This window comes from Lacinutrix chionoecetis (assembly GCF_053604665.1).
This window is the reverse complement of sequence record NZ_JBSHNQ010000086.1, coordinates 550,363-573,477: the sequence shown is the minus strand read 5'-3', so window position 1 is coordinate 573,477 and position 23,115 is coordinate 550,363. Positions and strand designations below refer to the sequence as shown.

The 23,115-nt window shown below is 33.5% G+C and carries 23 protein-coding genes; 11 read left to right on the top strand and 12 right to left on the bottom strand.

Features of this window, described 5'->3' with window-relative positions; translation table 11 throughout:
• Positions 1-97 precede the first annotated feature (97 nt).
• Both lysS and ACVC43_RS14765 read left to right on the top strand, forming a co-directional pair.
• Positions 98-1,792, top strand: a complete 1,695-nt coding sequence (gene lysS, locus ACVC43_RS14770) for a lysine--tRNA ligase (RefSeq protein ID WP_452225304.1) — start codon at positions 98-100, stop codon at positions 1,790-1,792.
• Between the two features lie 478 nt (positions 1,793-2,270).
• Positions 2,271-3,065 (top strand): hypothetical protein, encoded by a 795-nt coding sequence (locus tag ACVC43_RS14765; RefSeq protein ID WP_452225303.1) that lies wholly within the window; start codon positions 2,271-2,273, stop codon positions 3,063-3,065.
• Positions 3,066-3,720: 655 nt separating this feature from the next.
• On the opposite strand, the gene ACVC43_RS14760 is transcribed toward ACVC43_RS14765, so the two are convergent.
• The gene (locus ACVC43_RS14760; RefSeq protein ID WP_452225302.1) at positions 3,721-5,367 is read right to left on the bottom strand and encodes a dipeptidyl-peptidase 3 family protein; all 1,647 of its coding nucleotides are present in this window, start codon (positions 5,365-5,367) and stop codon (positions 3,721-3,723) included.
• Positions 5,368-5,602: 235 nt separating this feature from the next.
• On the opposite strand from ACVC43_RS14760, the gene ACVC43_RS14755 reads away from it, so the two are divergent.
• From ACVC43_RS14755 to ACVC43_RS14745, 3 genes are all read left to right on the top strand, one after another.
• Complete coding sequence (locus ACVC43_RS14755) at positions 5,603-6,400, top strand: DUF3667 domain-containing protein (RefSeq protein ID WP_452225301.1); 798 nt, start codon at positions 5,603-5,605, stop codon at positions 6,398-6,400.
• Between the two features lie 105 nt (positions 6,401-6,505).
• Positions 6,506-7,627, top strand: a complete 1,122-nt coding sequence (chrA, locus tag ACVC43_RS14750; RefSeq protein ID WP_452225300.1) for a chromate efflux transporter — start codon at positions 6,506-6,508, stop codon at positions 7,625-7,627.
• Between the two features lie 49 nt (positions 7,628-7,676).
• Complete coding sequence (locus tag ACVC43_RS14745; RefSeq protein WP_452225299.1) at positions 7,677-8,138, top strand: hypothetical protein; 462 nt, start codon at positions 7,677-7,679, stop codon at positions 8,136-8,138.
• A 130-nt stretch (positions 8,139-8,268) separates the two neighbouring features.
• Here the strand turns inward: ACVC43_RS14745 and ACVC43_RS14740 are convergent, their stop codons facing one another.
• The 3 genes from ACVC43_RS14740 to ACVC43_RS14730 form a co-directional block, all read right to left on the bottom strand.
• On the bottom strand, positions 8,269-8,757 hold the full coding sequence (locus tag ACVC43_RS14740; protein ID WP_452225298.1) for a hypothetical protein: 489 nt from the start codon (positions 8,755-8,757) through the stop codon (positions 8,269-8,271).
• Positions 8,758-8,840: 83 nt separating this feature from the next.
• Entirely contained in the window at positions 8,841-9,308 is a 468-nt protein-coding gene (locus ACVC43_RS14735; protein ID WP_452225297.1) for a hypothetical protein, read from the bottom strand.
• A 1-nt stretch (position 9,309) separates the two neighbouring features.
• Entirely contained in the window at positions 9,310-9,468 is a 159-nt protein-coding gene (locus ACVC43_RS14730; RefSeq protein WP_452225296.1) for a hypothetical protein, read from the bottom strand.
• Positions 9,469-9,618: 150 nt separating this feature from the next.
• Here ACVC43_RS14730 and ACVC43_RS14725 point away from each other — a divergent pair, with 150 nt between their 5' ends.
• The 3 genes from ACVC43_RS14725 to ACVC43_RS14715 all read left to right on the top strand — a co-directional run bounded on the left by ACVC43_RS14725 (position 9,619) and on the right by ACVC43_RS14715 (position 12,202).
• Positions 9,619-11,127 (top strand): hypothetical protein, encoded by a 1,509-nt coding sequence (locus ACVC43_RS14725; protein WP_452225295.1) that lies wholly within the window; start codon positions 9,619-9,621, stop codon positions 11,125-11,127.
• 83 nt (positions 11,128-11,210) lie between these two features.
• Positions 11,211-11,690 carry a hypothetical protein gene (locus ACVC43_RS14720; RefSeq protein WP_452225294.1) on the top strand — a complete coding sequence of 160 codons (480 nt, stop codon included), beginning with the start codon at positions 11,211-11,213 and terminating at the stop codon, positions 11,688-11,690.
• Between the two features lie 122 nt (positions 11,691-11,812).
• Positions 11,813-12,202, top strand: a complete 390-nt coding sequence (locus ACVC43_RS14715) for a hypothetical protein (protein WP_452225293.1) — start codon at positions 11,813-11,815, stop codon at positions 12,200-12,202.
• A 73-nt stretch (positions 12,203-12,275) separates the two neighbouring features.
• On the opposite strand, the gene hemL is transcribed toward ACVC43_RS14715, so the two are convergent.
• From hemL to ACVC43_RS14695, 4 genes are read right to left on the bottom strand one after another with little or no spacing between them, the layout of a single operon-like run.
• Positions 12,276-13,556: a glutamate-1-semialdehyde 2,1-aminomutase gene (gene hemL, locus ACVC43_RS14710; RefSeq protein ID WP_452225292.1), complete on the bottom strand. Its 1,281-nt coding sequence runs from the start codon at positions 13,554-13,556 to the stop codon at positions 12,276-12,278.
• A 5-nt stretch (positions 13,557-13,561) separates the two neighbouring features.
• On the bottom strand, positions 13,562-14,386 hold the full coding sequence (locus ACVC43_RS14705; protein WP_452225291.1) for a glucosaminidase domain-containing protein: 825 nt from the start codon (positions 14,384-14,386) through the stop codon (positions 13,562-13,564).
• Positions 14,387-14,389: 3 nt separating this feature from the next.
• A complete protein-coding gene (locus tag ACVC43_RS14700) occupies positions 14,390-15,307 on the bottom strand; it encodes a 1-aminocyclopropane-1-carboxylate deaminase/D-cysteine desulfhydrase (protein WP_452225290.1) in 918 nt (305 codons plus the stop codon).
• A complete protein-coding gene (locus tag ACVC43_RS14695; protein ID WP_452225289.1) occupies positions 15,307-15,645 on the bottom strand; it encodes a hypothetical protein in 339 nt (112 codons plus the stop codon). The genes ACVC43_RS14700 and ACVC43_RS14695 overlap by 1 nt, the downstream gene beginning before the upstream one ends.
• A 49-nt stretch (positions 15,646-15,694) precedes the next feature.
• On the opposite strand from ACVC43_RS14695, the gene ACVC43_RS14690 reads away from it, so the two are divergent.
• From ACVC43_RS14690 to ACVC43_RS14680, 3 genes are read left to right on the top strand one after another with little or no spacing between them, the layout of a single operon-like run.
• On the top strand, positions 15,695-15,865 hold the full coding sequence (locus ACVC43_RS14690; RefSeq protein WP_452225288.1) for a DUF5522 domain-containing protein: 171 nt from the start codon (positions 15,695-15,697) through the stop codon (positions 15,863-15,865).
• 5 nt (positions 15,866-15,870) lie between these two features.
• Positions 15,871-17,862, top strand: coding sequence for a urocanate hydratase (locus tag ACVC43_RS14685; RefSeq protein ID WP_452225287.1), 1,992 nt, complete (start codon positions 15,871-15,873; stop codon positions 17,860-17,862).
• Between the two features lie 23 nt (positions 17,863-17,885).
• A complete protein-coding gene (locus ACVC43_RS14680; protein WP_452225286.1) occupies positions 17,886-18,428 on the top strand; it encodes a DUF4136 domain-containing protein in 543 nt (180 codons plus the stop codon).
• A gap of 39 nt (positions 18,429-18,467) precedes the next feature.
• Here the strand turns inward: ACVC43_RS14680 and ACVC43_RS14675 are convergent, their stop codons facing one another.
• The 4 genes from ACVC43_RS14675 to ACVC43_RS14660 form a co-directional block, all read right to left on the bottom strand.
• Positions 18,468-18,794, bottom strand: coding sequence for a thermonuclease family protein (locus ACVC43_RS14675; protein WP_452225285.1), 327 nt, complete (start codon positions 18,792-18,794; stop codon positions 18,468-18,470).
• A 105-nt stretch (positions 18,795-18,899) separates the two neighbouring features.
• The gene (locus ACVC43_RS14670; RefSeq protein WP_452225284.1) at positions 18,900-19,100 is read right to left on the bottom strand and encodes a hypothetical protein; all 201 of its coding nucleotides are present in this window, start codon (positions 19,098-19,100) and stop codon (positions 18,900-18,902) included.
• Positions 19,101-19,267: 167 nt separating this feature from the next.
• Complete coding sequence (locus ACVC43_RS14665) at positions 19,268-21,355, bottom strand: alpha-ketoacid dehydrogenase subunit alpha/beta (protein ID WP_452225283.1); 2,088 nt, start codon at positions 21,353-21,355, stop codon at positions 19,268-19,270.
• 464 nt (positions 21,356-21,819) lie between these two features.
• Positions 21,820-22,887 (bottom strand): branched-chain amino acid aminotransferase, encoded by a 1,068-nt coding sequence (locus tag ACVC43_RS14660; protein ID WP_452225282.1) that lies wholly within the window; start codon positions 22,885-22,887, stop codon positions 21,820-21,822.
• Between the last annotated feature and the right edge of the window lie 228 nt (positions 22,888-23,115).

Sequence of the window (23,115 nt, the reverse complement as noted above, 5' to 3'; positions counted from 1 at the left end):
AATTAATTGATTGATGATGTATAAATAAGACGCAAACTATTGCGATTTGTTACAAAGCATTATCTTTGTGGCTTTAAATTTTTACACAAATTAAATTATGTCACAGTTATCTGAGCAAGAGCTCATACGAAGAGAAAAATTAGCAAAACTTCGCACTATGGGAATTAACCCATATCCAGCCGATTTATTTCCGGTTTCTGAAACGTCTAAACAGATTAAACAGAATTTTAAGGAAGGTAAACAGGTTGTTATTGCGGGACGTTTAATGTCTCGTCGTATTCAAGGTAACGCCAGTTTTGCCGAGCTTCAAGATAGCGAAGGCAGAATACAAGTATACTTTAACAGAGATGAAATTTGTACAGGCGACGATAAAAGTAAATACAACGATGTTTATAAAAAATTGCTTGACATAGGCGATTTTATTGGTATTGAAGGCGAATTATTCACTACCAAAGTTGGTGAAAAAACCGTATTGGTTAAAGATTTTACATTATTAAGTAAAGCTTTAAAACCGTTGCCATTACCAAAAGTAGATGCCGAAGGCAACCAACACGATGCTTTTGTAGATCCGGAAATGCGTTACAGACAACGTTATGCAGATTTAGCTGTAAACCCACATGTAAAAGAAGTATTTGTTAAGCGTACCAAGTTATTTAATGCTATGCGTAACTTTTTTAACGATGCTGGTTATTTTGAAGTTGAAACACCAATTCTACAACCAATTCCTGGTGGAGCTGCCGCACGTCCTTTTATGACACATCATAACAGTTTAGACATTCCATTATATATGCGAATTGCTAATGAGTTATACTTAAAACGTTTAATCGTTGGTGGTTTTGATGGTGTTTATGAGTTTTCTAAAAACTTTAGAAACGAAGGGATGGACAGAACCCACAATCCGGAATTTACAGCTATGGAAATTTATGTAGCGTATAAAGACTATAACTGGATGATGGATTTTTGCGAAAAATTATTAGAGCATTGTGCCATTGCTGTAAATGGTACAAGCGAAGCTACATTTGGAGAACATAAAGTAGATTTTAAAGCGCCTTACAAGCGTATTACTATGGCAGATTCTATTAAAGAATTTACCGGATTTGATATTAATGGTAAAACCGAAGCCGAAATTCGTGAGGCGGCAAAAGGCATGGGAATAGCTGTAGATGCTACTATGGGTAAAGGCAAATTAATAGACGAAATTTTTGGAGAAAAATGTGAAGGTAATTACATACAGCCAACGTTTATTACGGATTACCCGAAAGAAATGAGCCCATTGTGTAAAGAGCATCGTGAAAATCCTGAATTAACAGAACGTTTTGAGCTTATGGTGTGCGGAAAGGAAATTGCTAATGCGTACTCAGAGCTTAACGACCCTATAGACCAGCGTGAGCGTTTTGAGCACCAGTTAAAACTGGCTCAAAAAGGAGATGATGAAGCTACCGAGTTTATAGATCACGATTTTTTACGCGCTTTAGAATATGGGATGCCACCAACGTCTGGAATGGGTATTGGTATGGATAGATTAATAATGTTTTTAACTAATAATCAATCCATTCAGGAAGTTTTATTCTTCCCGCAAATGCGTCCAGAGAAAAAAGCGATTCCTATGAGTGAAGAAGAAAAAGCGGTGTTTACCATTTTAAAAGGCAACTCACCAATAGACCTAAACGATTTAAAATCGCAATCTGGATTAAGTAATAAAAAGTGGGATAAAACCATTAAAGGTTTAACTAAACTTGGAGTTGCCAAGGTTAGCAAAACCGAAGCAGGTTTATTTGTTGAAACCCTGTAAGTAATGTAAAGTTTTAAAAAACATAAAGCATACGGTCTTGGATTGTATGCTTTTTTTTATAATCCCTTTTTATATCACAAATTGCTCATAGCTAAATATTCTAAGACGGAAGATCTTTAACAAAGTATCTAACTATAAACTTATAGTAGACATTTTTTTTCGATAATTTAACACCCATGCGTCTTACATCACGAATCTTCTTAATCTGTAAGTTAATATGTATGGCAAATAGTGAAATCACTAAAAAAGTAATCACTAAAATTATATAAAGAGACATTAAAATTTTATTGATAAATAACAATAAGATTTACGAGAAAACGCACGCATCGGTTTTACTGCAAACAGTTCAACTGGTTTTATATCGTTTACTGCCACCTTAAATTATGATAACTTTAAGAGTCTAAATCACTTGTTTATAGGTTAAAAACCTAATTTTGTTTTAGGGGAAATTCAACTATAACAACTATAATTTCAAATTATGAAAAAAATAATCTATTCGTTTACTCTTATAGCATTATCATTAATGTCCTGTCAAAACAGTTCTGATGACATAGATTCAAACTTAAATGGAGGTGATGGAGATGATAATGGTGATGGCGATGTAACAAACACAATTCTTCCAACTCAATTAGTTATTCAATATGCTAACAACGATACAGAGACTTTAAGCTTCACGTACGATGGTATAAAGCTAATAAAACAAGAATCTACAGATGGTTATTATATGGATTACATATATAATAACGACATATTATCGGAAATTAATTATTACGACACTGCATCTGGAGAAGAAATTTTAGAAACATATGGCTACGATTCTCAACAGAGAGTGGCAAACGTTTCTGTAAATATTGTAGGTGTTGGTGTTTACGATTATACGCAAACCTATAGCACAGACGGTACGATAATGACTCAATCTTCGGTAACTAATCCAAATGCCTCTACATACTCCATGACGTTTATTAATGGAAATATTACAAAGTCGAGTGAAGAATCACTTTATAAAACAAGTTACACTTACGATGATAACAATGCAGCCTTTAAGAACATTTTAGGTAAAGAACACTTTCTATTAATTGATTACGAAAACAATGATGCCACAAACTTTACATTAAATAATCTATTAACCGAAGCAACTGTAGATAACAATAATAATTTTATTAGTGGTACGCAATACACCTACACCTATACCGATTTAAATTACCCTAAGACAGTAATAGAAAACGAAGATGGTGATACTACGACATATACTTACATGTATAACAACGAATAAATTGTTACATGTAGATTGTTAAATAAAAAAGCCGCTGTTAGCGGCTTTTTTATTTAACAATCTTGAGCACGCTCTTCTCGTTTTTCTTTTTTTTGCTTGTTGTAATCTTTAAAATAGCCATCGTCGTCTACAGCATCCGAGAATAAACGCAAGAGTTCTTTTAGGAGTTTCATAGGTTTGAGGGTTTTATAATTTAATGATTTCCAAATACATACGCACATAACACCCTTTAGGTTTTAAAAATATAAAAGTTTTCAGGTAAATTAATTATAGTATTTATGGCTTCTATTAAACTTAAAATAGAACTAAGATTCAATTTTAATTAATTGGAATTATGAGGGAAGATTACGAAGAAATAGAAAAGACAACAACTTATAATAATTGTTTTTGTTAGAAATATTAACACCTCGCTCTCGTAAGTCTCTAATTTTTGTGAGTGTTTTCGCCACTTTTAATATAAGAAAAAGTGCTACAACAACCAGGATAATAATAAATGCCATGCGTTAATATTTAGCTAAATATTAAAAAAAGTATTTTTCAAAACCTTTTAGTTAAAAATAAATTTGAATTTTTTCGATAAGACGCAAATTACAATCGATAAAAAAAGCTTCAGGTTTATTTTCTGAAGCTTTTTTTATATTATTTTTCGTTATAACTACTCATCTAAGCCCAATATCTCAACACCTTGTTCGAAAACAACGTCTACAGGAATATTGTTATCGCTTAAACGGTTTAAATCCTTCTGAAGTGTTTTAGAAATACTGCCATAATTATCTACAAATTTTGTAACACCTTCGTAATCGCCATCACCTTGATAGGTTAAAATTACTTGCGATAACATTTCCATTGCAGCTTCCATTTTCTCGAAATTAACCTTATACGTGCCATCTTCATTTCTTGTAAATGCACCCATTTGATTAAAGAAATTAAATCTTATCATGTTTGCTTTGCCATGAGCACTCGACGCACCAAAGCGCACCGACCTAAAAATACCAGCCATAAAGGTTACCATATTATCTTTTAAATCTTCTTTTAGCTCTCCTTTTTCGTGCAATTGCTGCACCATATATAAACCAAGAATATCTGCTTTACCTTCCTCTAAAGCACTGGCATGCTCTTTAAGCGAAGTTCTAACTGTACCTTTACCACTAATGGTGTTTTTAATACCTAAGCCGTGTGCCACTTCGTGAAACATAGTATTTGCAAAAAAGGCATCGAAAGTAATGTGTTTACGTTGGGTCTCGTCTATTAAAACTTCCGAAATTGGCAGTAAAATTTTATCGAATTTAGCGCGCATTGCATTTTTAAGTTGTAAGCGACGCGTTCCTTTTTTAAGCTGTACTTCTTCGTCGTTTGGTAAATTTATAGCAATGGTTTTACTACCAGAATTACAGTCGCCTGCGTAAAATACCACATCGTAAGCATTTAAGTCGCTATCTGTACCAGGTTTTTCCTTCTTATACTTTGCATCTACAGGTAATCCTGTTTGAAGTTCTGGTAAAAAGCTACTAAACTTTGCCAGTTTTGCACTCCATTCCTGGTCTTTAATTAGCACATAACCTTCGTGTGCTGCTTTGTTACCAAACAATTGATCTTCGTAAGTTTCAATAGGACCAATAACAATATCCAAGGTATTGTTTTTCATATCCATCCAAGCAAAATCACTTTTTTGGTAGTCATCATCCAACAGTGCTTGGGCGCGCAAGGTCAGGTAATTTTTTAGTCCGTTATCTTCTGCTAAATCGGCCGCTTTTAATAATAACTCTGATACTTCTTTAACTTCTGCTTCAAATTTCTTGTGATAAGGTATGGTATATAGTTTACCTTCACCATCACGCCGTAAAAAAGTATAAAGGCTGGATTTGTCTTTTAAATTTGCATTTTCAAACTCTACTTTTGTAATATCTGCAGGATAGAAATTAGCACCTTTTGGCTTTTCGCCAACACCTTCAACAAATGGTCTATTATTTGCTAATCTGTCCCAAGGTCCATAATTTATTTTTACATATTTTTTGGTGTCTGCATCTGTAATACTGCTTAGTAAAGCATTACAATCGCCATATGCTTCGTACCAAAATAAGTCGTTCATTTTATTGGCTGCCTCTATTAATATAGGTAGCATTTGTTTTTCTTTTGCAGACAAAACACCTAAATCTGCTGTTAATTTTACACTTACGTATTTGTCTAAATTGGTTTGCATTTCTGTTTTCGTGGTTTCTGTTTCCGTGATTTTGGTTTGCTTTGGTTCGTCTTTACAAGAGAATATTAAAGCGAATGCTAAAAGAAATAATATTTTTTTCATGAGTTATAGTGCGTTAATTAATGGTTGTTGTAAAGGTAATTAATTTTGAAGCTACTTTAAAGTGTAGTACTACAGTTAATTATACAACACTTTAATTAGTCGATAAAAAAAATATTAAATTAGTGCTTAAATATAAACATTACAATGGTTTGAAGTTTCATTTTTTATCGACGGAAAAATTCTCGCTCACAAAACCATATAAAGTTATAATCATTACGCTAAAAACGATGTACAAATGAATATTTGCAAAAATTGTCAAAATAAATTCTCTGGGAATTTTTGTAATAGCTGCGGTGAAAAAATAATTTCGGATTCAGACTTTTCAATTAAGAACCTATTATCCCAAGCATTTGGTGCCATAACAAATTTCGATTCTAAACTGCTAAAAAGCTTTAAACTCATGTTTAAAAACCCTGGTAGTTTGGCTAAAAAAAATATTACTGGAATTAGAGTTCCCTATTTAAAACCATTTCAAATATTTGTGATTTGTAACCTTATATTTTTCATTTTCTTATCTGATACCGATTTGTTTCGCACACCTTCAAAGTGGCTTTTTAATGAGAATTTTAATTTTTTTGGAACTAATGTTTTAGACAAAGTCGAAGACATTATGCGAACTAAAAACATATCGGTAGAGGCAGTAAAGATAGAATATGATACTATATCCTCGAATTTATCAAAATCTCTTCTGATATTATTAATACCCCTTATTGCGTTAATTGGCGTTGTAATAAACAAAAAACTTAAATTTGGAAAACATCTTGTTTTTGCAACAATTTACTTTTCGCAACTACTGTTATGTACAACAATTATATATTTAATTGTAACCAACTTACCTGTACCAAATAAGTGGTTTTTTATAGTGCCTGTTATGTTAGTTACTTTTGGATATTACATTATATCAATAAAATCATTTTATAATAAAAACATGCTGTTTTCATCTGCATTCGGCATTTTTGGGATGTTTATAATTGCTATTTATATAAATCTTTACAGAACTTTTATAAATTTGATATCGTTAGCACTCGTGTAAAATATTTATTATAAAAATACTGAGTTGCACAACATGCAAATTTCATTTTTTCTAACCATTACGCTTAACTAACTTAATAAAACCAATATTTCGTCTGTATTTAAAATGACCCAAAACAATAAACTTATAGAAATTGCCAAGCTCTTTTTTAAATTAGGAAGCATAGCTTTTGGTGGTCCTGCGGCACATATAGCGATGATGGAAGACGAGGTTGTAAAAAAAAGAAAGTGGATGACACAAGAACATTTTCTCGATCTTGTTGGTGCCACTAATCTAATTCCTGGTCCAAATTCTACCGAAATGACCATGCATTGCGGGCATGAGCGTGCAGGATGGCAAGGGCTAATTGTAGCCGGTTTTTGTTTTATTTTTCCAGCGGTTGTAATTACCGCAGTATTTGCATGGCTTTATCAAGAATATGGGCAATTACCTAAAGTTGAACCTTTTATTTACGGTATAAAACCAGCTGTTATTGCAATTATAATAATGGCAGCTTACAGACTTGGTAAAAAAGCAGTAAAAACTATAGAACTCGCTATTTTAGGTATAATAACATTAGTTGCTTGCTTATTAGGAGTAAACGAAATAATTGCTCTTTTTGGTTGCGGTTTACTTGGACTGGCTATTTATTTTTACAAGAAAAACACCGGAAACTTAAAGAGTTTTATACCGCTATTACTATTTCAGTTAGGAGATCCTACCAAAATTGGAAGCCTTAAAATATTATTGACTTTTTTAAAAGTGGGCGCCATACTTTATGGTAGTGGTTATGTTTTATTTGCGTTTCTCGATACAGAATTAGTAGGAAATGGATGGCTTACAAGACAAGCTTTAATAGATGCCGTTGCTGTAGGACAAATAACACCTGGACCTGTATTATCGACAGCGACATTTATAGGTTGGCAATTAGACGGCATTACAGGAGCCTTGGCGGCAACTATTGGAATATTTTTACCATCCTTTATTTTCGTGTTGATACTAAATCCGTTAATACCAAAAATGCGAAAGTCTAAAATTATAGGTACCATTTTAGATGCCGTAAACGTTGCAGCAGTAGCATTAATAATAGCTGTCTGTATAGAAATGGCAAAAGACACACTTACAGATTGGCGTACAATCGCCATTGCTCTGGCGAGCTTAATTGTTGTATTTGTTTTTAAAAAACTGAATAGCGCCTTTATCGTTTTGGGTGGTGCCTTTTTTGGGTATGTATTGACATTTATCTAAAACGTTTAATGGTGTGTATATTTAAAATGATAAACCCAACAAAAAAGTCATGAATACAAACCAACACATAGAGCAATTAAAACAGATTCTTAAAAAAGAAAAACACCTTTTTAAAGCCAAAGCTTACATAAACGAACAAAATATTGATGTCGATGAAAAAGCTAACTTAATGGCGCACGCTCAAAGCATATTGAGAAAAAATAGAGAAAACAAAATGGCATGGACTTTAGTGAGCTGTCTTGCTGCAAGTGGTTTATTTATTTTTGCTACTTATTTTGTGGTTGTAAAATATAGCGCTAACGCACCTAATATAAATGAGCTTTTAGATACTATAGATATATTTTTATTTAGAGTTATCCCTATTGGCACAGCCTTACTTTCTCTTATTATAGCAACGGTATTATCTGAAGAAGAATCTTATGGCATGCGCTACATTAGAGCTTCTGTAGTGTCTGCATTAGTATGCTATATCCTTGCATTTTTTGTAGTGCTGGTCAGGTCTTTAGGATAATTTATTATTGCATAATCAATCTGTTTAATTATTAGTATTTCAAAAACAAAAAAAACTGCATTTGTTAGAATTTAAAATGGCACAACTTAAGTTGTGCCATCTAAGGTTTATTCATGACAAAAACCTATCATCAAAACAAAAAAATCATATAAATAATAATCCCTTCTGCAATACCTGTAATAATAGACATTCCAAGTATATCTTTAATTTTGGCTCTTAAAAAAAACACAGCACTTAAAATAGCTATAATTGCTGCTAAAAGAATTTCTAATGCACCTATTTGAGAAAGTAAATACGTGATTCCTGTAAAAGCTGCTGTGATTATTATAGTAATAATTCCGAATTTAATAATCTCTACTTTAGAGTAATTACCTTCTATAAAGCCGTTGCGTAAATCACGTAAAATAGATAAAATAAATAGTAGCGGTACCACAGATAGAAATGGTGCAAAAATTACTTTTATTCCTTTAACAATGGCTAAATCGTTATAATAGAAAAAGGCAATAGCCGTAAAGGCTAACAAGCCTGTTACAATTATAGATTGAAACGTGAATAACAATTCTCTTTTATTGGTATTCGATTTTGGTTTAGGGTTCTGGGTATTAAATACTTGATTCATAATGTTTAAATTTAGTAGACCTTTATAGTCTTAACAAACTTGAAATGTTGTTAAGGATCTTGATTATTTGTTTTGATTTTTTTTTAAACTGATAAAAAGAAAACATGGATGGCAAGCGATAATAAAACACCGCTTAGAACTCCGTTAACTTTTAAATTATTATAGAGTATAAAATTGAGCACATAACTACTAATAGCAGTAGAATTAATTAAATGTGCAAAAATTAGGTTCTGCTCTAATTTTTGATGGGTTACAAACTCTATAAGTTGCATCATTAATAAGCTTATTACAACAGAAATAATTAAAAGCAATGTTGCTGGTCTTTGGTTTTTTTGTTTGTAAGCATCTGTATTAGTAGGCATAAAATGCTCTATTAATATAAACCGCACAAAAAACAACAACGGTATAGGAAAAAGAATAGAGGCAATAATTTTTATCACATCTTTAACCGTTTTAATGTCGTCGTAGCCTAAAAAAACTAAATAGACAAAAACCAAAACAGAGATTCCAGTTGTAACTAAAAAAGCTGTATTTACTTGTTTAAGCTTCATTTTAAATGCCTAAAGGTGAAATAACACTGCTATTGTGCTTTTGTACAAACACGACACTTTTATTATACTCACTTATAAGGGTATTTTGAATGTGTTTAGAAAAAAGAGTTACCAAACTAAAGGCAACAACTAAGGCTATGGTTTTAAAATAATTTTTCATTGTCTTTGTTTTAATGATTATAGGGCAAATGTGCAACACAATCTTAAACTGAAAAAAACAATGTTTTACAAAAACTGACGATATATTTATTAAGTAAAATAAATTAAATACTATATTTATTGAAATAATAGAATATTAACTGACGATTAAATGACAAACCTAAACGAGATTATTTCCACCTTTTCTAAAGACGAACAACAACAATTCGTAAATTATCTTGAAAAAAAGAACAAAAGAAACGATACCAAAAACATTACATTATTTAAGTTGTTAGTTAAAAATGATGGCGACTCTAAAGCTATTTTCCATAAACTCTACAATAAAAATCAAAAGGATGCCTATCACGCGTTAAGAAAGCGCTTATACCAATCTATAATAGATTTTATTGCCAACAGCAATCTGGAGGAGGAAAATTCTACAGATATGCAAATTATTAAATACATTTTAGCGTCCAGAACCTTTTTAAGACATCAGCAATATACAGTGGCCTACAAAATTTTAAATAAGGCCGAGACACTTGCTTCAGAAAATGCATTGTTTCCTATTTTAAACGAGATATATCATACTAAAATTCAATATGCACATACAAATCCATCAGTGGATGTAGACAACTTGATAGCCAGGTTTGAAGCCAATCAACAAAACTATTTCTTAGAAGACCAGCTAAATATTGTCTATGCTAAAATAAGACGAGCCATTAAAGAGGAGACATTTAATAACAACAGTTTAGATTTTGAAGCGTATTTAGAAAACACCTTTAAACAAAACAATATTAGTTTAAATGATGCTATGAGTTTTAAATCGTTTTACCAACTCATCACCATTGTTAGTCTTTCGGCTTTTGTAACCAGTAATTATTTAAAAATTGAACCATTTGTAATAAAAACCTACCAGAAATTACAGACACATATAAGCAAAGAGAAGCAGCTATTCTACCATATTCAGGTACTCTATCTCGTAGCAAACACACTTTTTAGAAATAAAAAATTTAAAGAATCTATAGCTTATTTAGATGTTATGTTTGAGCATATGCTTAAAAAAAATAAAAAATACTATTCAACCTTTAAATTAAAATATAATCTTTTACTCTGTTTAAATCTAAATTACTCCAACAAACAAGAAAAGGCAATTTCTATTTTAGAAACACTAATCGCTAAAAAGCATAAAGATATTGAAGCTTTACTGGACATTAATTTAAGCTTAGCCATGTACTATATACAGTCCGAAAATTACAGAAAAGCATTTTCAATATTTAAATCTTTTTATCACACAGACCATTATTACGAAACTAAAACAAGTAAAGAGTGGGTGATAAAAAAGAATTTAACTGAAATTATTCTACATATCGAATTGCAGAATTTAGATTTAGTAGAGTCAAGATTATTAAGCTTTAAACGTAATTACAATTCGTATTTAAAAAGTATTAATCAACACCGCGTAATCACCTATTTACAATTTGTGGAAAGCTATTATAAAAAACCAGAAACAATAAATACCAAAGCATTTAAAGATAAAGTTGAGCAAGCTTTTGTTTGGGTTGAAGCAAAAAGAGAAGATATTTTTGTAATGAGTTATTTTGCATGGCTAAAAAGTAAGATGGAACATAAAACACTCTATAACACAACGTTAGAACTCATTAAAAAAAGCACAAATTGTTAATTAGAAGTTAAAAATTTATAGTTGTTTAAACCATTTGTTTTTTCTTATGTCATAATAGTGTTCAACAATTAAAAAAATATATCATGAAAAAATTATTATTAGTAGCATTGGCTTTAGTCGCTTTACAAGTGAATGCCCAAGACAAAAGAGAAGATAAAAAGGAGTTAAGAAAAGATAGAATGGAGCGTTATCAAAATTTGAAACCAGAAGAGGTAGCTAATTTACAAACGAAGAAGATGACTTTAGCTTTAGATCTATCAGAAGCTCAACAAAAACAAGTTGAAGCTTTAAATCTAAAAAATGCTAAAACCCGTAAAGCAAACATGGAGAAAAAAATGGCATCTAAAGAGGCAAAAAAAGAACTTTCGCAAGATGAAAAACTTAAAAGAGCCAACGATAAGTTAGATGCACAAATTGCAACGAAAAGAGAAATGAAAAAAATCTTAACTCCAGAGCAATATGAGAAATACAGCAAAATGTCTGGAAAAAGAAAAATGAAAGGCAAACGTGGTAAAATGAAGCACAAAAGAGGCACTAAAAAAGCCGAAGAAACCAAAGAATAATAGCAATCTGTTAAAAACGAATAAAAGTAAAAAAGTGCCGATTATCTAATCGGTACTTTTTTATTTGCAAAATTTAGCTAAATAGCTTTTCTTTGAGATATAAACGTTTAATAACTACGATAATGAAAAAAATATTTACATTTTGCTTTTTCGCTTTTGCACTTTTAATAGGTACGCAGTCTGCGGTAGCACAGGATAAAGTTGAAATTAATGAGAAAGCATCTAATACAGCTAAAGCATTAAAACAACAACTTAAGTTTGATGATAATACTTTAGAGCAAGTATATTTAGCTTACCAAGGTTATGAAAATAAAATGTATTCGATAGATACAAACTTAGAATCGGGAACACAGTATTACAAAGATGCTGTAACTAAAACTGATGCTGTGCTTCAGGAGAGAATGAAAGAACTACTTGGCAACGACATGTATGCAAGATATTTAATTATTGTTGAGCAAGACGGTTTAGAGAACACAGCCAATAAGAGTACTGCTGTTAAAAGAGTACGATAGAGAAAAAAAATCATATCAATAAAAAAAGCGATTACTTTGTAGTAATCGCTTTTTTTGTGCTTGTGTATATACTTTATTTAAACACCGCGTCACAGGCAGCAATTGTTTTATCTAAGTCGTTATAAGTTAGAGCATCTGTAATAAACCACGTTTCGAAAGCACTTGGAGCGATGTACACACCTTCTCTCAGCATGCCATGAAAGAACGATTTAAACGTATCATTATTCCCTTTAGCTGCAGTTTCAAAATCAACTACTTGAGCGTCATCAAAATGCACAGAAATCATAGAACCTACTCTGTTAATAGTGTGCACAACATTGTGCTGATTTAGCACTTTCACTAACCCTTTATGAAGATATTCGGTTTTTTTGGCTAAGCGATTAAAAACTTCAGCATCATTATTTAAAGCGGTAAGCATGGCTAAACCTGCAGCCATTGCCAATGGGTTTCCGCTTAACGTTCCGGCTTGATAAACTGGCCCTAAAGGCGCTAAATAATTCATGATTTCGTTTTTTGCAGCAAACGCACCAACTGGCAAGCCACCTCCTATTACCTTTCCAAAACAAACAATATCTGCCGTTACGTTGTATAATTCTTGAGCACCACCTTTTGCGAGGCGAAAACCCGTCATTACCTCATCGAAAATTAACAAAATATTGTGGGTATCGCATAATTGCCTTAAACCTTCTAAAAAGCCTATAACAGGAGGAATACATCCCATGTTTCCTGCCACAGGCTCAATTATTATACATGCTATTTCATTTTTGTTGGCTTGAATTAATGCTTCAACATTTGCTAAATCGTTATACCTTGCAAGTAAAGTGTCTTTTGCTGTGCCTTTAGTTACTCCTGGGCTATTTGGACTACCAAAGGTTACCGCTCCACTTCCTGCCTGTATTAAAAAGGAATCGCTATGTCCATGATAACAACCAGCAAATTTTATAATTTTATCTTTTCCAGTATAACCTCTAGCGAGTCTTACAGCACTCATACAAGCTTCTGTTCCAGAGTTGACAAAACGAATTTTATCTATATTAGGTACCATTGAAACTGCTAATGCTGCAATTTCGGTTTCTATTTCGGTAGGCATTCCAAAAGAAGTTCCTTTTTTTGCTTTTTCGACAACAGCATTCACAACCGGCTCAAAAGCATGACCTAAAACCATTGGTCCCCAAGAATTAATATAATCTATTAAGGTATTGCCATCTTCGTCGTACAAATAGGCTCCTTTAGCTTCTTTAACAAATATTGGTGTTCCGCCAACTGCCTTAAAGGCACGAACTGGTGAGTTTACACCACCAGGAATTACTTTTTCTGCTGCTGCGAAAAGTGTACTACTACGTTTATAAATCATTATTATTAATCTTTTGGTAAAGGCTTAACAAAAAGAACTTGTCCAACAAATAAATCGTTAGTTTCTAAGCCATTTAAATTTTTAAGTTCTGGAACCGAAATATTATATTTTCTTGATAAAGAATATAATGTGTCACCAGCTGCAACAGTATGCTTATCGTTTAAATCTATTGTTACACCTAACACCTCATTATCAAAACGATATAATTGGTAACGCTCAATTAGGCTTATTAATTTTTGAGGATATTTTCGGTCTGTGGCATAACCTGCCGCTCTTAAGCCTTTTGCCCATGCCTCATAATCGCCTTTACCTAACTCAAACAACCCTGCGTAACGCTTACGTTCTTTTAAAAACAAGGAATGGTCTCTAAAAGAATATTTTGAATTTTTATACTTACGAAAACACTCTTGGCTCGCATCGTCATCATGATATATTTTAGCGCCACTCCACTCTTTATGGCATTTAATGCCAAAATGATTATTTGCTTCTACAGAAAGTCTGCCTTTTCCTGCGCCAGATTCTAAAATACCTTGTGCTAAGGTAATACTGGCAGGTATGCCATAGTTACGCATTTCGTCTTGAGCAATATCGCTGTAAATAGCAATATACTCGTCTGTAGGTGTAGCGTAGACCTCAGGTGTGTCCTCAACAATTATTTCGGTATTTGTAGGCGCACTAATAACAACCTTGGTGTCTTTGTTCGTTTTATTTTCTGAAGTTTTAATAACACGTTTGGTTTTATTTTGCGATTTACGTGTAGTCACTTTTTTGCTTGAGCCACAGCTTAATACTAAAAACACTAAGCAAATAATTGTAATTATTTTATTCATTAATTATTGTATTAACGGTAATTTTTTTCTTTTTAGAATTGCATTCATTCCTGCAATACCTTGTAAACCTCCTGTATGAATGGCTAAAATTTTAGAACCATCTGGAAAATAGTTTTTATCAATTAAATCCATTATCCCAAAAAACATCTTACCAGTGTATATTGGATCTAATGGAATGTTATTTTTTGCCTTAAACTGATTAATAAACGTTACTAATTCTTCATTTATTTTAGCATAACCACCAAAATGATAATCGGTATTAAGCTGCCAGTTGTTTTGTTTTGCAAATTTACTAATATCTTCTTGTAAAAAGTCACCTTTTAAGGCCGAAAAACCCAAAATTTGTTGACAAGGATCAGCGCTATTTATTAAACCTGCAATTGTTCCGCCAGTTCCCACAGCTGTACATATATAATCAAAATTATAATCGCTCTCGGTTAAAATGGCCTCACAGCCTTTTACGGCTAATGTGTTTGTACCTCCTTCAGGGATAATATAGGCCTTGCCAAATTCATTTTTTAAGTTGTTTATAAATGTGGCGTCTTCTTTTTCTCTAAAATCATTTCTGCTAATAAATTTAAATTGCATGCCACACTCTCGAGCATATTTTAATGTGGGATTATCTGCTATTTTATTAATCAATTCCTCTCCTCTAATAATACCAATGGTCTTTAAACCAAACGCTTTACCAGCGGCAGCTGTTGCTGCAATGTGATTAGAGAACGCACCGCCAAATGTGAGTAAGGTGCGGTAATCTTGATCTTTAGCTGCAATAATATTTAATTTTAATTTTCTAAACTTATTACCCGAAATAAAAGGATGAATTAAATCTTCGCGTTTTATCTCCAAACTTATATCATTTTTTAATGATAGCTTAATGGGCTGGTTTATAGATTTTTCGGTTTTAAAAATAGAGTCCACTAACAATTTTTGCTTTTAAAATATGAAATAAATGCCCAAAACGGTCTTGATTTTAAATAATTAAGATTGTGTTCATTATAATAAGCTTCGCGTTCAAAAGAAATATTTCTGTAAGCACCGTACCAGTTTTTATATTGAATAAACCTTATAATAAATTCTAAAATATAAAACATATAAAAAGGAAGAACAAGAAACTCTAATTGCTGTTTTAAATGAATTTTCTCGTGGTTAATTAAAACAGCATCCTCCTTTAGAGCTTTGCGCTTTAAAAAAACAAAAGGAAAAATGGTTATACCTGTATAACCTTTTGGCACGATATATTTAGAAATGAATATCACAAATAGTGGGTTTCAAAAATCACTGTAATTTACATTATCTTTGTGAGAAATGAAGAAATTTATCCCATTAGAAGAAGGCGATTATTATTTAACGCCAGAAGGTTATAGATGCTTTACCGAACAATACCATTTAAAAAGAGGTTATTGTTGCGAAAGTGGTTGCAGACATTGCCCTTATGGGTTTAATAAAAAAACTAATTCAGCTAAAAAAAAGAATTAACCATAATGAGTTCAGCTTTTAAAACACAAATATTAGAAGGTATTCCAGAGCAATTACCAGCTCCTAAACCTTATGAAAAAGACATAAACCATGCTCCAAAACGTAAGGCTATTTTATCTAAAGAAGAAGAAAAATTAGCACTCCGTAATGCACTGCGTTATTTCGATAAAAAACATCACGAGGTTTTAATAAAAGAATTTAAAGAAGAATTAGATACCTACGGAAGAATTTACATGTACCGTTTGCGTCCAGATTATAAAATGTATGCCAGACCAATTAGCGATTATCCTGCAAAATCTCATCAGGCTGCCGCTATTATGCTCATGATTCAGAATAATTTAGATTATGCTGTGGCTCAACATCCTCACGAACTCATTACTTATGGTGGCAACGGAGCAGTATTTTCAAACTGGGCACAATACCGCTTAACAATGAAGTACCTCGCCGAAATGAACGACGAGCAAACATTAGTTATGTATTCGGGACACCCTATGGGATTATTTCCAAGTCATAAAGAAGCACCCAGAGTTGTAGTTACCAATGGCATGATGATTCCTAATTATTCGCAACCAGACGATTGGGAAAAATTCAACGCTTTAGGCGTAACACAATATGGACAAATGACGGCCGGAAGCTATATGTACATTGGACCACAAGGTATTGTACATGGTACAACTATTACAGTTCTAAATGGCTTTAGAAAAATAGGAAAGGAACCTAAAGGCAACCTATTCGTAACTTCAGGATTGGGTGGTATGTCTGGAGCGCAACCAAAAGCCGGAAACATTGCTGGTTGTATTACGGTTTGCGCAGAAGTGAACCCGAAAATTACACAAGTAAGACTTGACCAAGGTTGGATAGATGAAAAAATTACAGATTTAAACGAATTAGTAGCTCGTGTAAATAAAGCTAAAGCTGAAAAAGAAACCATTTCAATTGCTTACTTAGGAAATATAGTGGATGTCTGGGAGAAATTTGATGAAGCCAATATACATATCGACTTAGGAAGCGACCAGACCTCACTGCATAACCCATGGGCTGGTGGTTATTATCCAGTTGGCTTATCGTTTGAAGAAGCCAATGAGATGATGGCAAACAACCCAAAACAATTTAAAAAAGAAGTTCAAAAAACATTATGTAGACATACAGAAGCTATAAATAAACACACTGCAAAAGGCACCTATTTTTTCGATTATGGCAATGCGTTTTTGTTAGAAGCCTCTCGTGCAGGCGCAGATATTATGGCAGAAAACGGTATTGATTTTAAATACCCAAGTTATGTACAGGACATTATGGGCCCTATGTGTTTCGATTATGGTTTTGGTCCTTTCCGTTGGGTTTGTGCATCTGGAAAACCTGAGGATTTAGCTAAAACAGACGACATAGCGTGCGCTGTTTTAGAAGCAATAAAAAAACAATCGCCAAAGGAAATTCAACAACAAATGGCAGATAATATTCAATGGATAAAAGGCGCACAGCAAAATAAATTAGTAGTGGGATCTCAAGCTAGAATATTATATGCAGATGCAGAAGGACGTGCAAAAATTGCCGAAGCTTTTAATCAAGCAATTTCTAATGGAGAAATAGAAACTGTAATTTTAGGGCGTGATCATCATGATGTTTCTGGTACAGATTCACCATATAGAGAAACCTCTAATATTTACGATGGATCACGTTTTACAGCAGATATGGCTATCCATAATGTTATTGGCGACAGCTTTCGTGGTGCAACCTGGGTGAGTATTCACAATGGTGGTGGTGTTGGTTGGGGAGAAGTAATTAATGGCGGATTTGGTATGGTTCTTGATGGTAGTAAAGAAGCGTCAAAACGCTTAAAATCAATGTTATTCTGGGATGTTAACAACGGTATCTCAAGACGAAGCTGGGCGAGAAACGAAGGTGCCGTTTTTGCAATAAAACGTGCTATGGAAACAGAACCCAATTTAAAGGTAACATTGCCCAATAATGTAGATGACGCTATAATAGACTCGTTATAACTATTAAAAAAAAATTGAAAAAGATGAAATTATTAAAAACTTTACCCATTTTAGCACTGCTTATTGTAGTTAGCTCATGTTCTTCGGTTCGTGTGGTTTCAGACTACGATAAAAATGCAAATTTTAATTCGTATAAAACTTTTGCGTTCTTTAAAACAGGAATTGATAAAGCAGAAATTAGCGATTTAGATAAACGTCGTATTTTACGTGCCATTGAAACCGAAATGCTTGCTAAAGGTTTTACTAAATCTGAAAACCCAGATTTATTAGTAAGTATTTTTACAAAATCGAGACAGGAAGTGAACGTTTGGAATAACGGCTTTGGGCCTTATGGCTATGGTTGGGGTTGGAGCCCATTTTATTGGAACAACTATAACAATGTGAGCACGAGTACTCAAGGTAGCTTATATATTGACCTTATTGATGCTTCTAAGAAAGAATTGGTGTGGCAAGGCAAAGGCTCTGGCTATTTAACTTCTTCTTCTAAAATTGAGAAAAAAGAAGCAAGGATTAAAGAATTTGTAGCAGAGATTATGACAGCATATCCTCCAGGGATGGACAAATAAAAATTTACAAAAGCGATTCTATTTTGAATCGCTTTTTTTTTACGGAAAATAAACCTTCGCATGACCATTTGCAACCAGCCACTGGTTAACATCTATACCATCTACCATAATAGTGGCCAGATACCTACCGTATTTACCTTGCTTATCTTTGTAGGTTATTAACTCTACCTCCTTATCGAGAATCATTCCTCTTACAATGTCTCTTACTTTTTTGCCTTCAACTTTCTCAGGACCTCGCATTTCTGGAGTATCAATACCATAAAGTCTTAATTTCATTTCTTGAGAATGAAGAAACCCTAAATCGACTACAGCTGTTACAGTATCACCATCATAGACACCTATTATTTTAGCGTAATAATTGTACATAATATTTTAATATTAAAATTTAAACATAAAAGTTAATCAATTTTTAATCAATAAAAAAAGGCAATTCATTTAGAATTGCCTTTTTTATCTTATAAGAAGAACGTTTTATTCTTCTTCTACTTTTATTTTAGTATCACCACCATCAGTTTTAATTTTCACCTCTTTATCTTCGGTTTCCATTTTTACTTTCGTTTCATCTCCATCTACTTTTCTCTCAATTTCAGCACCTTCTGCTTCCATTTCTTCAATTAATTCTTCAGCTTCTGTTTTGTTCTCTTCTCTGCATGAGCTAAAAGAAACTGTCATAAAAGCTACAGCTAATAAAGGTAAAATTATTTTTTTCATTTTTAAATGTGTTAATTGGTTAAGGGATAAATGTAAAAGAAAAATTTAAAGCATCAAAGAAAATGTTAAAATACAATCGGTATTCCAATACTATTATTGAAAATATTAAAGAAATTAGATTTTTATACCTAATAACTTAACAACTGCTCTATCTTTTCTTTTACCTTTTCTGTTGAAGGAATCATGGTTTCTTCTAAAACTGAATTTAAAGGAATTGCCGGCATATTTTCACTACCAATAGTCATAACTGGGGCATCTAAATATTTAAAACACTCTTCCTGAATTTTTCCAGCTAAAGCTCTGGCGAAACTATTATTTGAAGGTTCTTCCGTCACAACTAAACACTTGCCGGTTTTTTTAACCGATTTCATGATTGTGTCTTCATCTAAAGGAAATAATGTACGCAAATCAATCACTTCAATTTGATCTTGCATTCCTAATTCTTCGGAAGCATTCATTGCCCAATGTACGCCCATTCCGTAAGTAACAATAGTTAATGTTTCCAAGTTTTCTTGTTTCCAGATTTCTTGTAAAACCCAAGCTTTACCAAATGGTAATACATAGTCTTCACTTGGCTCAATCGACGTTGCTCCTTTTGTACCTGGCACTTTTGACCAATACAAACCTTTGTGCTCTAAAATAACTACAGGATTTGGATCGTAATAGGCTGCTTTCATCAAGCCTTTTAAGTCGGCTCCATTACTTGGATACGCTATTTTTATACCACGAATATTTGTAATCACACTTTCTACTGAAGACGAATGATATGGTCCACCACTTCCGTAAGCTCCAATTGGTACACGAAGTATCATAGAAACTGGCCATTTACCATTAGACAAGTAACAACTTCTACTTACTTCTGTAAATAGCTGATTTAATCCAGGCCAAATATAATCGGCAAATTGAACCTCAACAATTGGTTTTAATCCGACTGCACTCATTCCGACAGTTGAACCTACAATAAACGCTTCTTGAATTGGTGTATTAAACACACGATCGTCTCCAAATTTTTGAGCTAATGTTGCCGCTTCTCTAAAAACACCACCTAATCGTCCACCAACATCTTGACCGTAGAGCAAGCATTCTTTGTGCTTCTTCATTAATTCTTCGACTGCGAAAAGTGCACAATCTACCATCACTACTTTTTCAGCACCTTTTGGAGCACGTGTTCCTTTTTCTTCGGTAATTGGTGTTGGTACAAAATCGTTAGTAAACAAATCTTCAGGTTTTGGGTCTTCGGCTTTTAATGCTCTTTCAAATTGCTTTTGCACTTCCGCGTAGGCGGAAGTCTCAATCTTTTTTACATCACTCACTGAAAAACCAGCATCCAATAGTTGTTGTTTTATTACTGGATAAGGATCTCGTGAACGTGCTTCGTCTAAATCATCACGATACCATTCCATTCGCACACCAGATGTATGATGATTTAATAATGGTACTTTTGCATGCACTAAAAATGGTCTGCGTTCTTTACGAATCGTTTCAATTACTTTTTCTATTGCCTCATAACTCTCTGTAAAGTTTGCACCATCAATAGAAATAGCTTCTAAACCATGAAAACCTTGAGCATATTCAAACGCATTTTGTGCTCTGGTTTCGGCAGCATTTGCACTAATATCCCAACCATTATCTTGTACCAAATACAATATTGGCATTTGTTTTAATGCTGCCATTTGGAAAGCTTCTGAAATTTCTCCTTCGGTTACTGATGCGTCGCCTAAAGAACAGACTACAAGCCCATCCTCGGTCCTTCCCAAAGGGAAGGAAGCCTTTATGTGCTCACTCAACTCTATATTTTCCGCACCTTGTTTTTCAATATACTGCATTCCCATGGCAACTCCTGTTGCTGGAATGGCTTGCATTCCTGTTGCTGAGGATTGGTGTGGAATTTTTGGTTTATCGTCATCCTTTAAACTTGGATGCGAATAATAGGTTTTTCCTGCTGAAAACGGATCGTCTTTTTTAGCCAATAATTGCAACATTAAATCATAAGGTTCTAAACCAAATGATAATAACATTGCATCGTCTCTGTAATACGGAAATGCATAATCTTGTGGTAATAATTGCAAGCCTAAAGCTATTTGAATGGCTTCGTGACCACGAGATGTTGCGTGTACGTATTTTGAAACTTGCTTAAAATTAGCCTCGTATAATTCTGACATAGCTTTTGCTGTACAGAGTTTTGAGAATCCTTTTTTTAGTATGTCTTTTTTCATTTTATGCTGAATTTATTTCAGTACCAACGACCGCGAAAGCGGTTATCTTATTCATTTCCCACGAAAGTGGGAATCTCATTAATTAAACATTTTCTTTTATTATGGATTCCGCATCACACTTCGACTGCGCTCAGTGGAACAGTGCGGAATGACAATTCTGCTGTCAGTTCGAGTGAAATTGCTTTTTTGCAATTTAGTATCGAGAACTCTTATGGCTTCTCGATACAATTTGTTCATGCTTCACAAATCACTCGAAGTGACAAAACGTTATTTCGTTTCGGACGGTAACTTCCGCGTTAGCGATTGATGCGGTATCCTTTTTTTGCTGCCATATATGGCAAAAAAAGATTTAGCGGAAAGCGCGACTTTTTGCGCTCCTGCAAGGTTTAAAAACCTTGTAGGTATAAGCAAAAAGGAACGCCCAAACAACACTAGAACCTACAGGGTTACGAAAACCTCGCAGGTTAAGCTAACTCGTTCTCAACCTTAATCATCCAACCAAATTTATCTTCTACTTTACCTGTTTTTATAGCGTTTAAGGTGTTATTAACTTCTAAGCCAACTGGGTGTTTTTCTGACACGTGAATGGTGTGATCTCCCATTGCAATTTCTTGAATGTAGGCGATACCAACTGCGGTTCCGGTGCCAAATGCTTCTTCTAAACTGCCGTTTAATGCTGCGTCTCGAATTTCTTGTATGGTGATTGCCCTTTCGGTTACTTCAAAACCTTTATCTCTTAAAATATCCATGACGCTCATGCGCGTAATACCATCTAAAATAGAGCCATCGCGTTTTGGTGTGAGAAATTTTCCGTCTATTTTGAAGAAGATATTCATAGTCCCAACTTCTTGAATATAGTTATGCTCTACAGCATCTAACCATAATACCTGATCATAGCCTTTTGCTTTGGCATATTCGGTTGGTCTTATGGCTGCTGCGTAATTTCCTGCGGCTTTTGCTTCTCCTGTTCCGCCTGAGGCTGCGCGTATGTATTTATTTTCTGCCCATAATTTAATTGGCTTACTAAAAAACGGACCTGCTGGTGATGCCATAATTATAAACTTAAAATGGGTTGCGGCGCGCATACCAATAAATGGCTCATCGGCATACATAAAAGGCCTTAAATATAAGGCGCTTCCGTCTATTGGTGGAATCCAATTTTGTTCTATCGCTACTAATTGCTTAAGTCCTTCGACAAATAAATCTTCTGGAAAAAGTGGCATTCCCATTCTATCTGCACTAAAATTTAATCGTGCTGCATTTTTTGATGGTCTAAAAAGCATTGGATTTCCATCTGTGTCAAGTGTCGCTTTCATGCCTTCGAAAATGGCTTGACCGTAATGCAGTGCCATTGCTGCAGGATGCGTTGGAATTAATGCTAAAGGTTCTATTCTTGGATTAGTCCATTGACCATTTTCATAATCGCAAATAAACATGTGATCTGTGAATGTTGTACCTAATGGGATATTGTTGAAGTCTATGTTTTTGACTCTTGATTCTTTGACTTTGGTTACTGAAATGTGGTGTTTCATATGTTTGTTTTTTTTTGACACGAATTGTACTAATTTTTACTGACCTTGGCTGATTATTCTTGTCGTAATTTTTTAACCTGTTTGTCAGTTCGAGTGAAATTTCTTTTTTGAAATTTTTTATCGAGAACTTTTTGGTGGCTTCTCGATACAAATCTTCGTGCCTCAGATTCACTCGAAGTGACAATATTTTAATTTATAAAAGACCTGTCAGGTTTTAAAAACCTTACA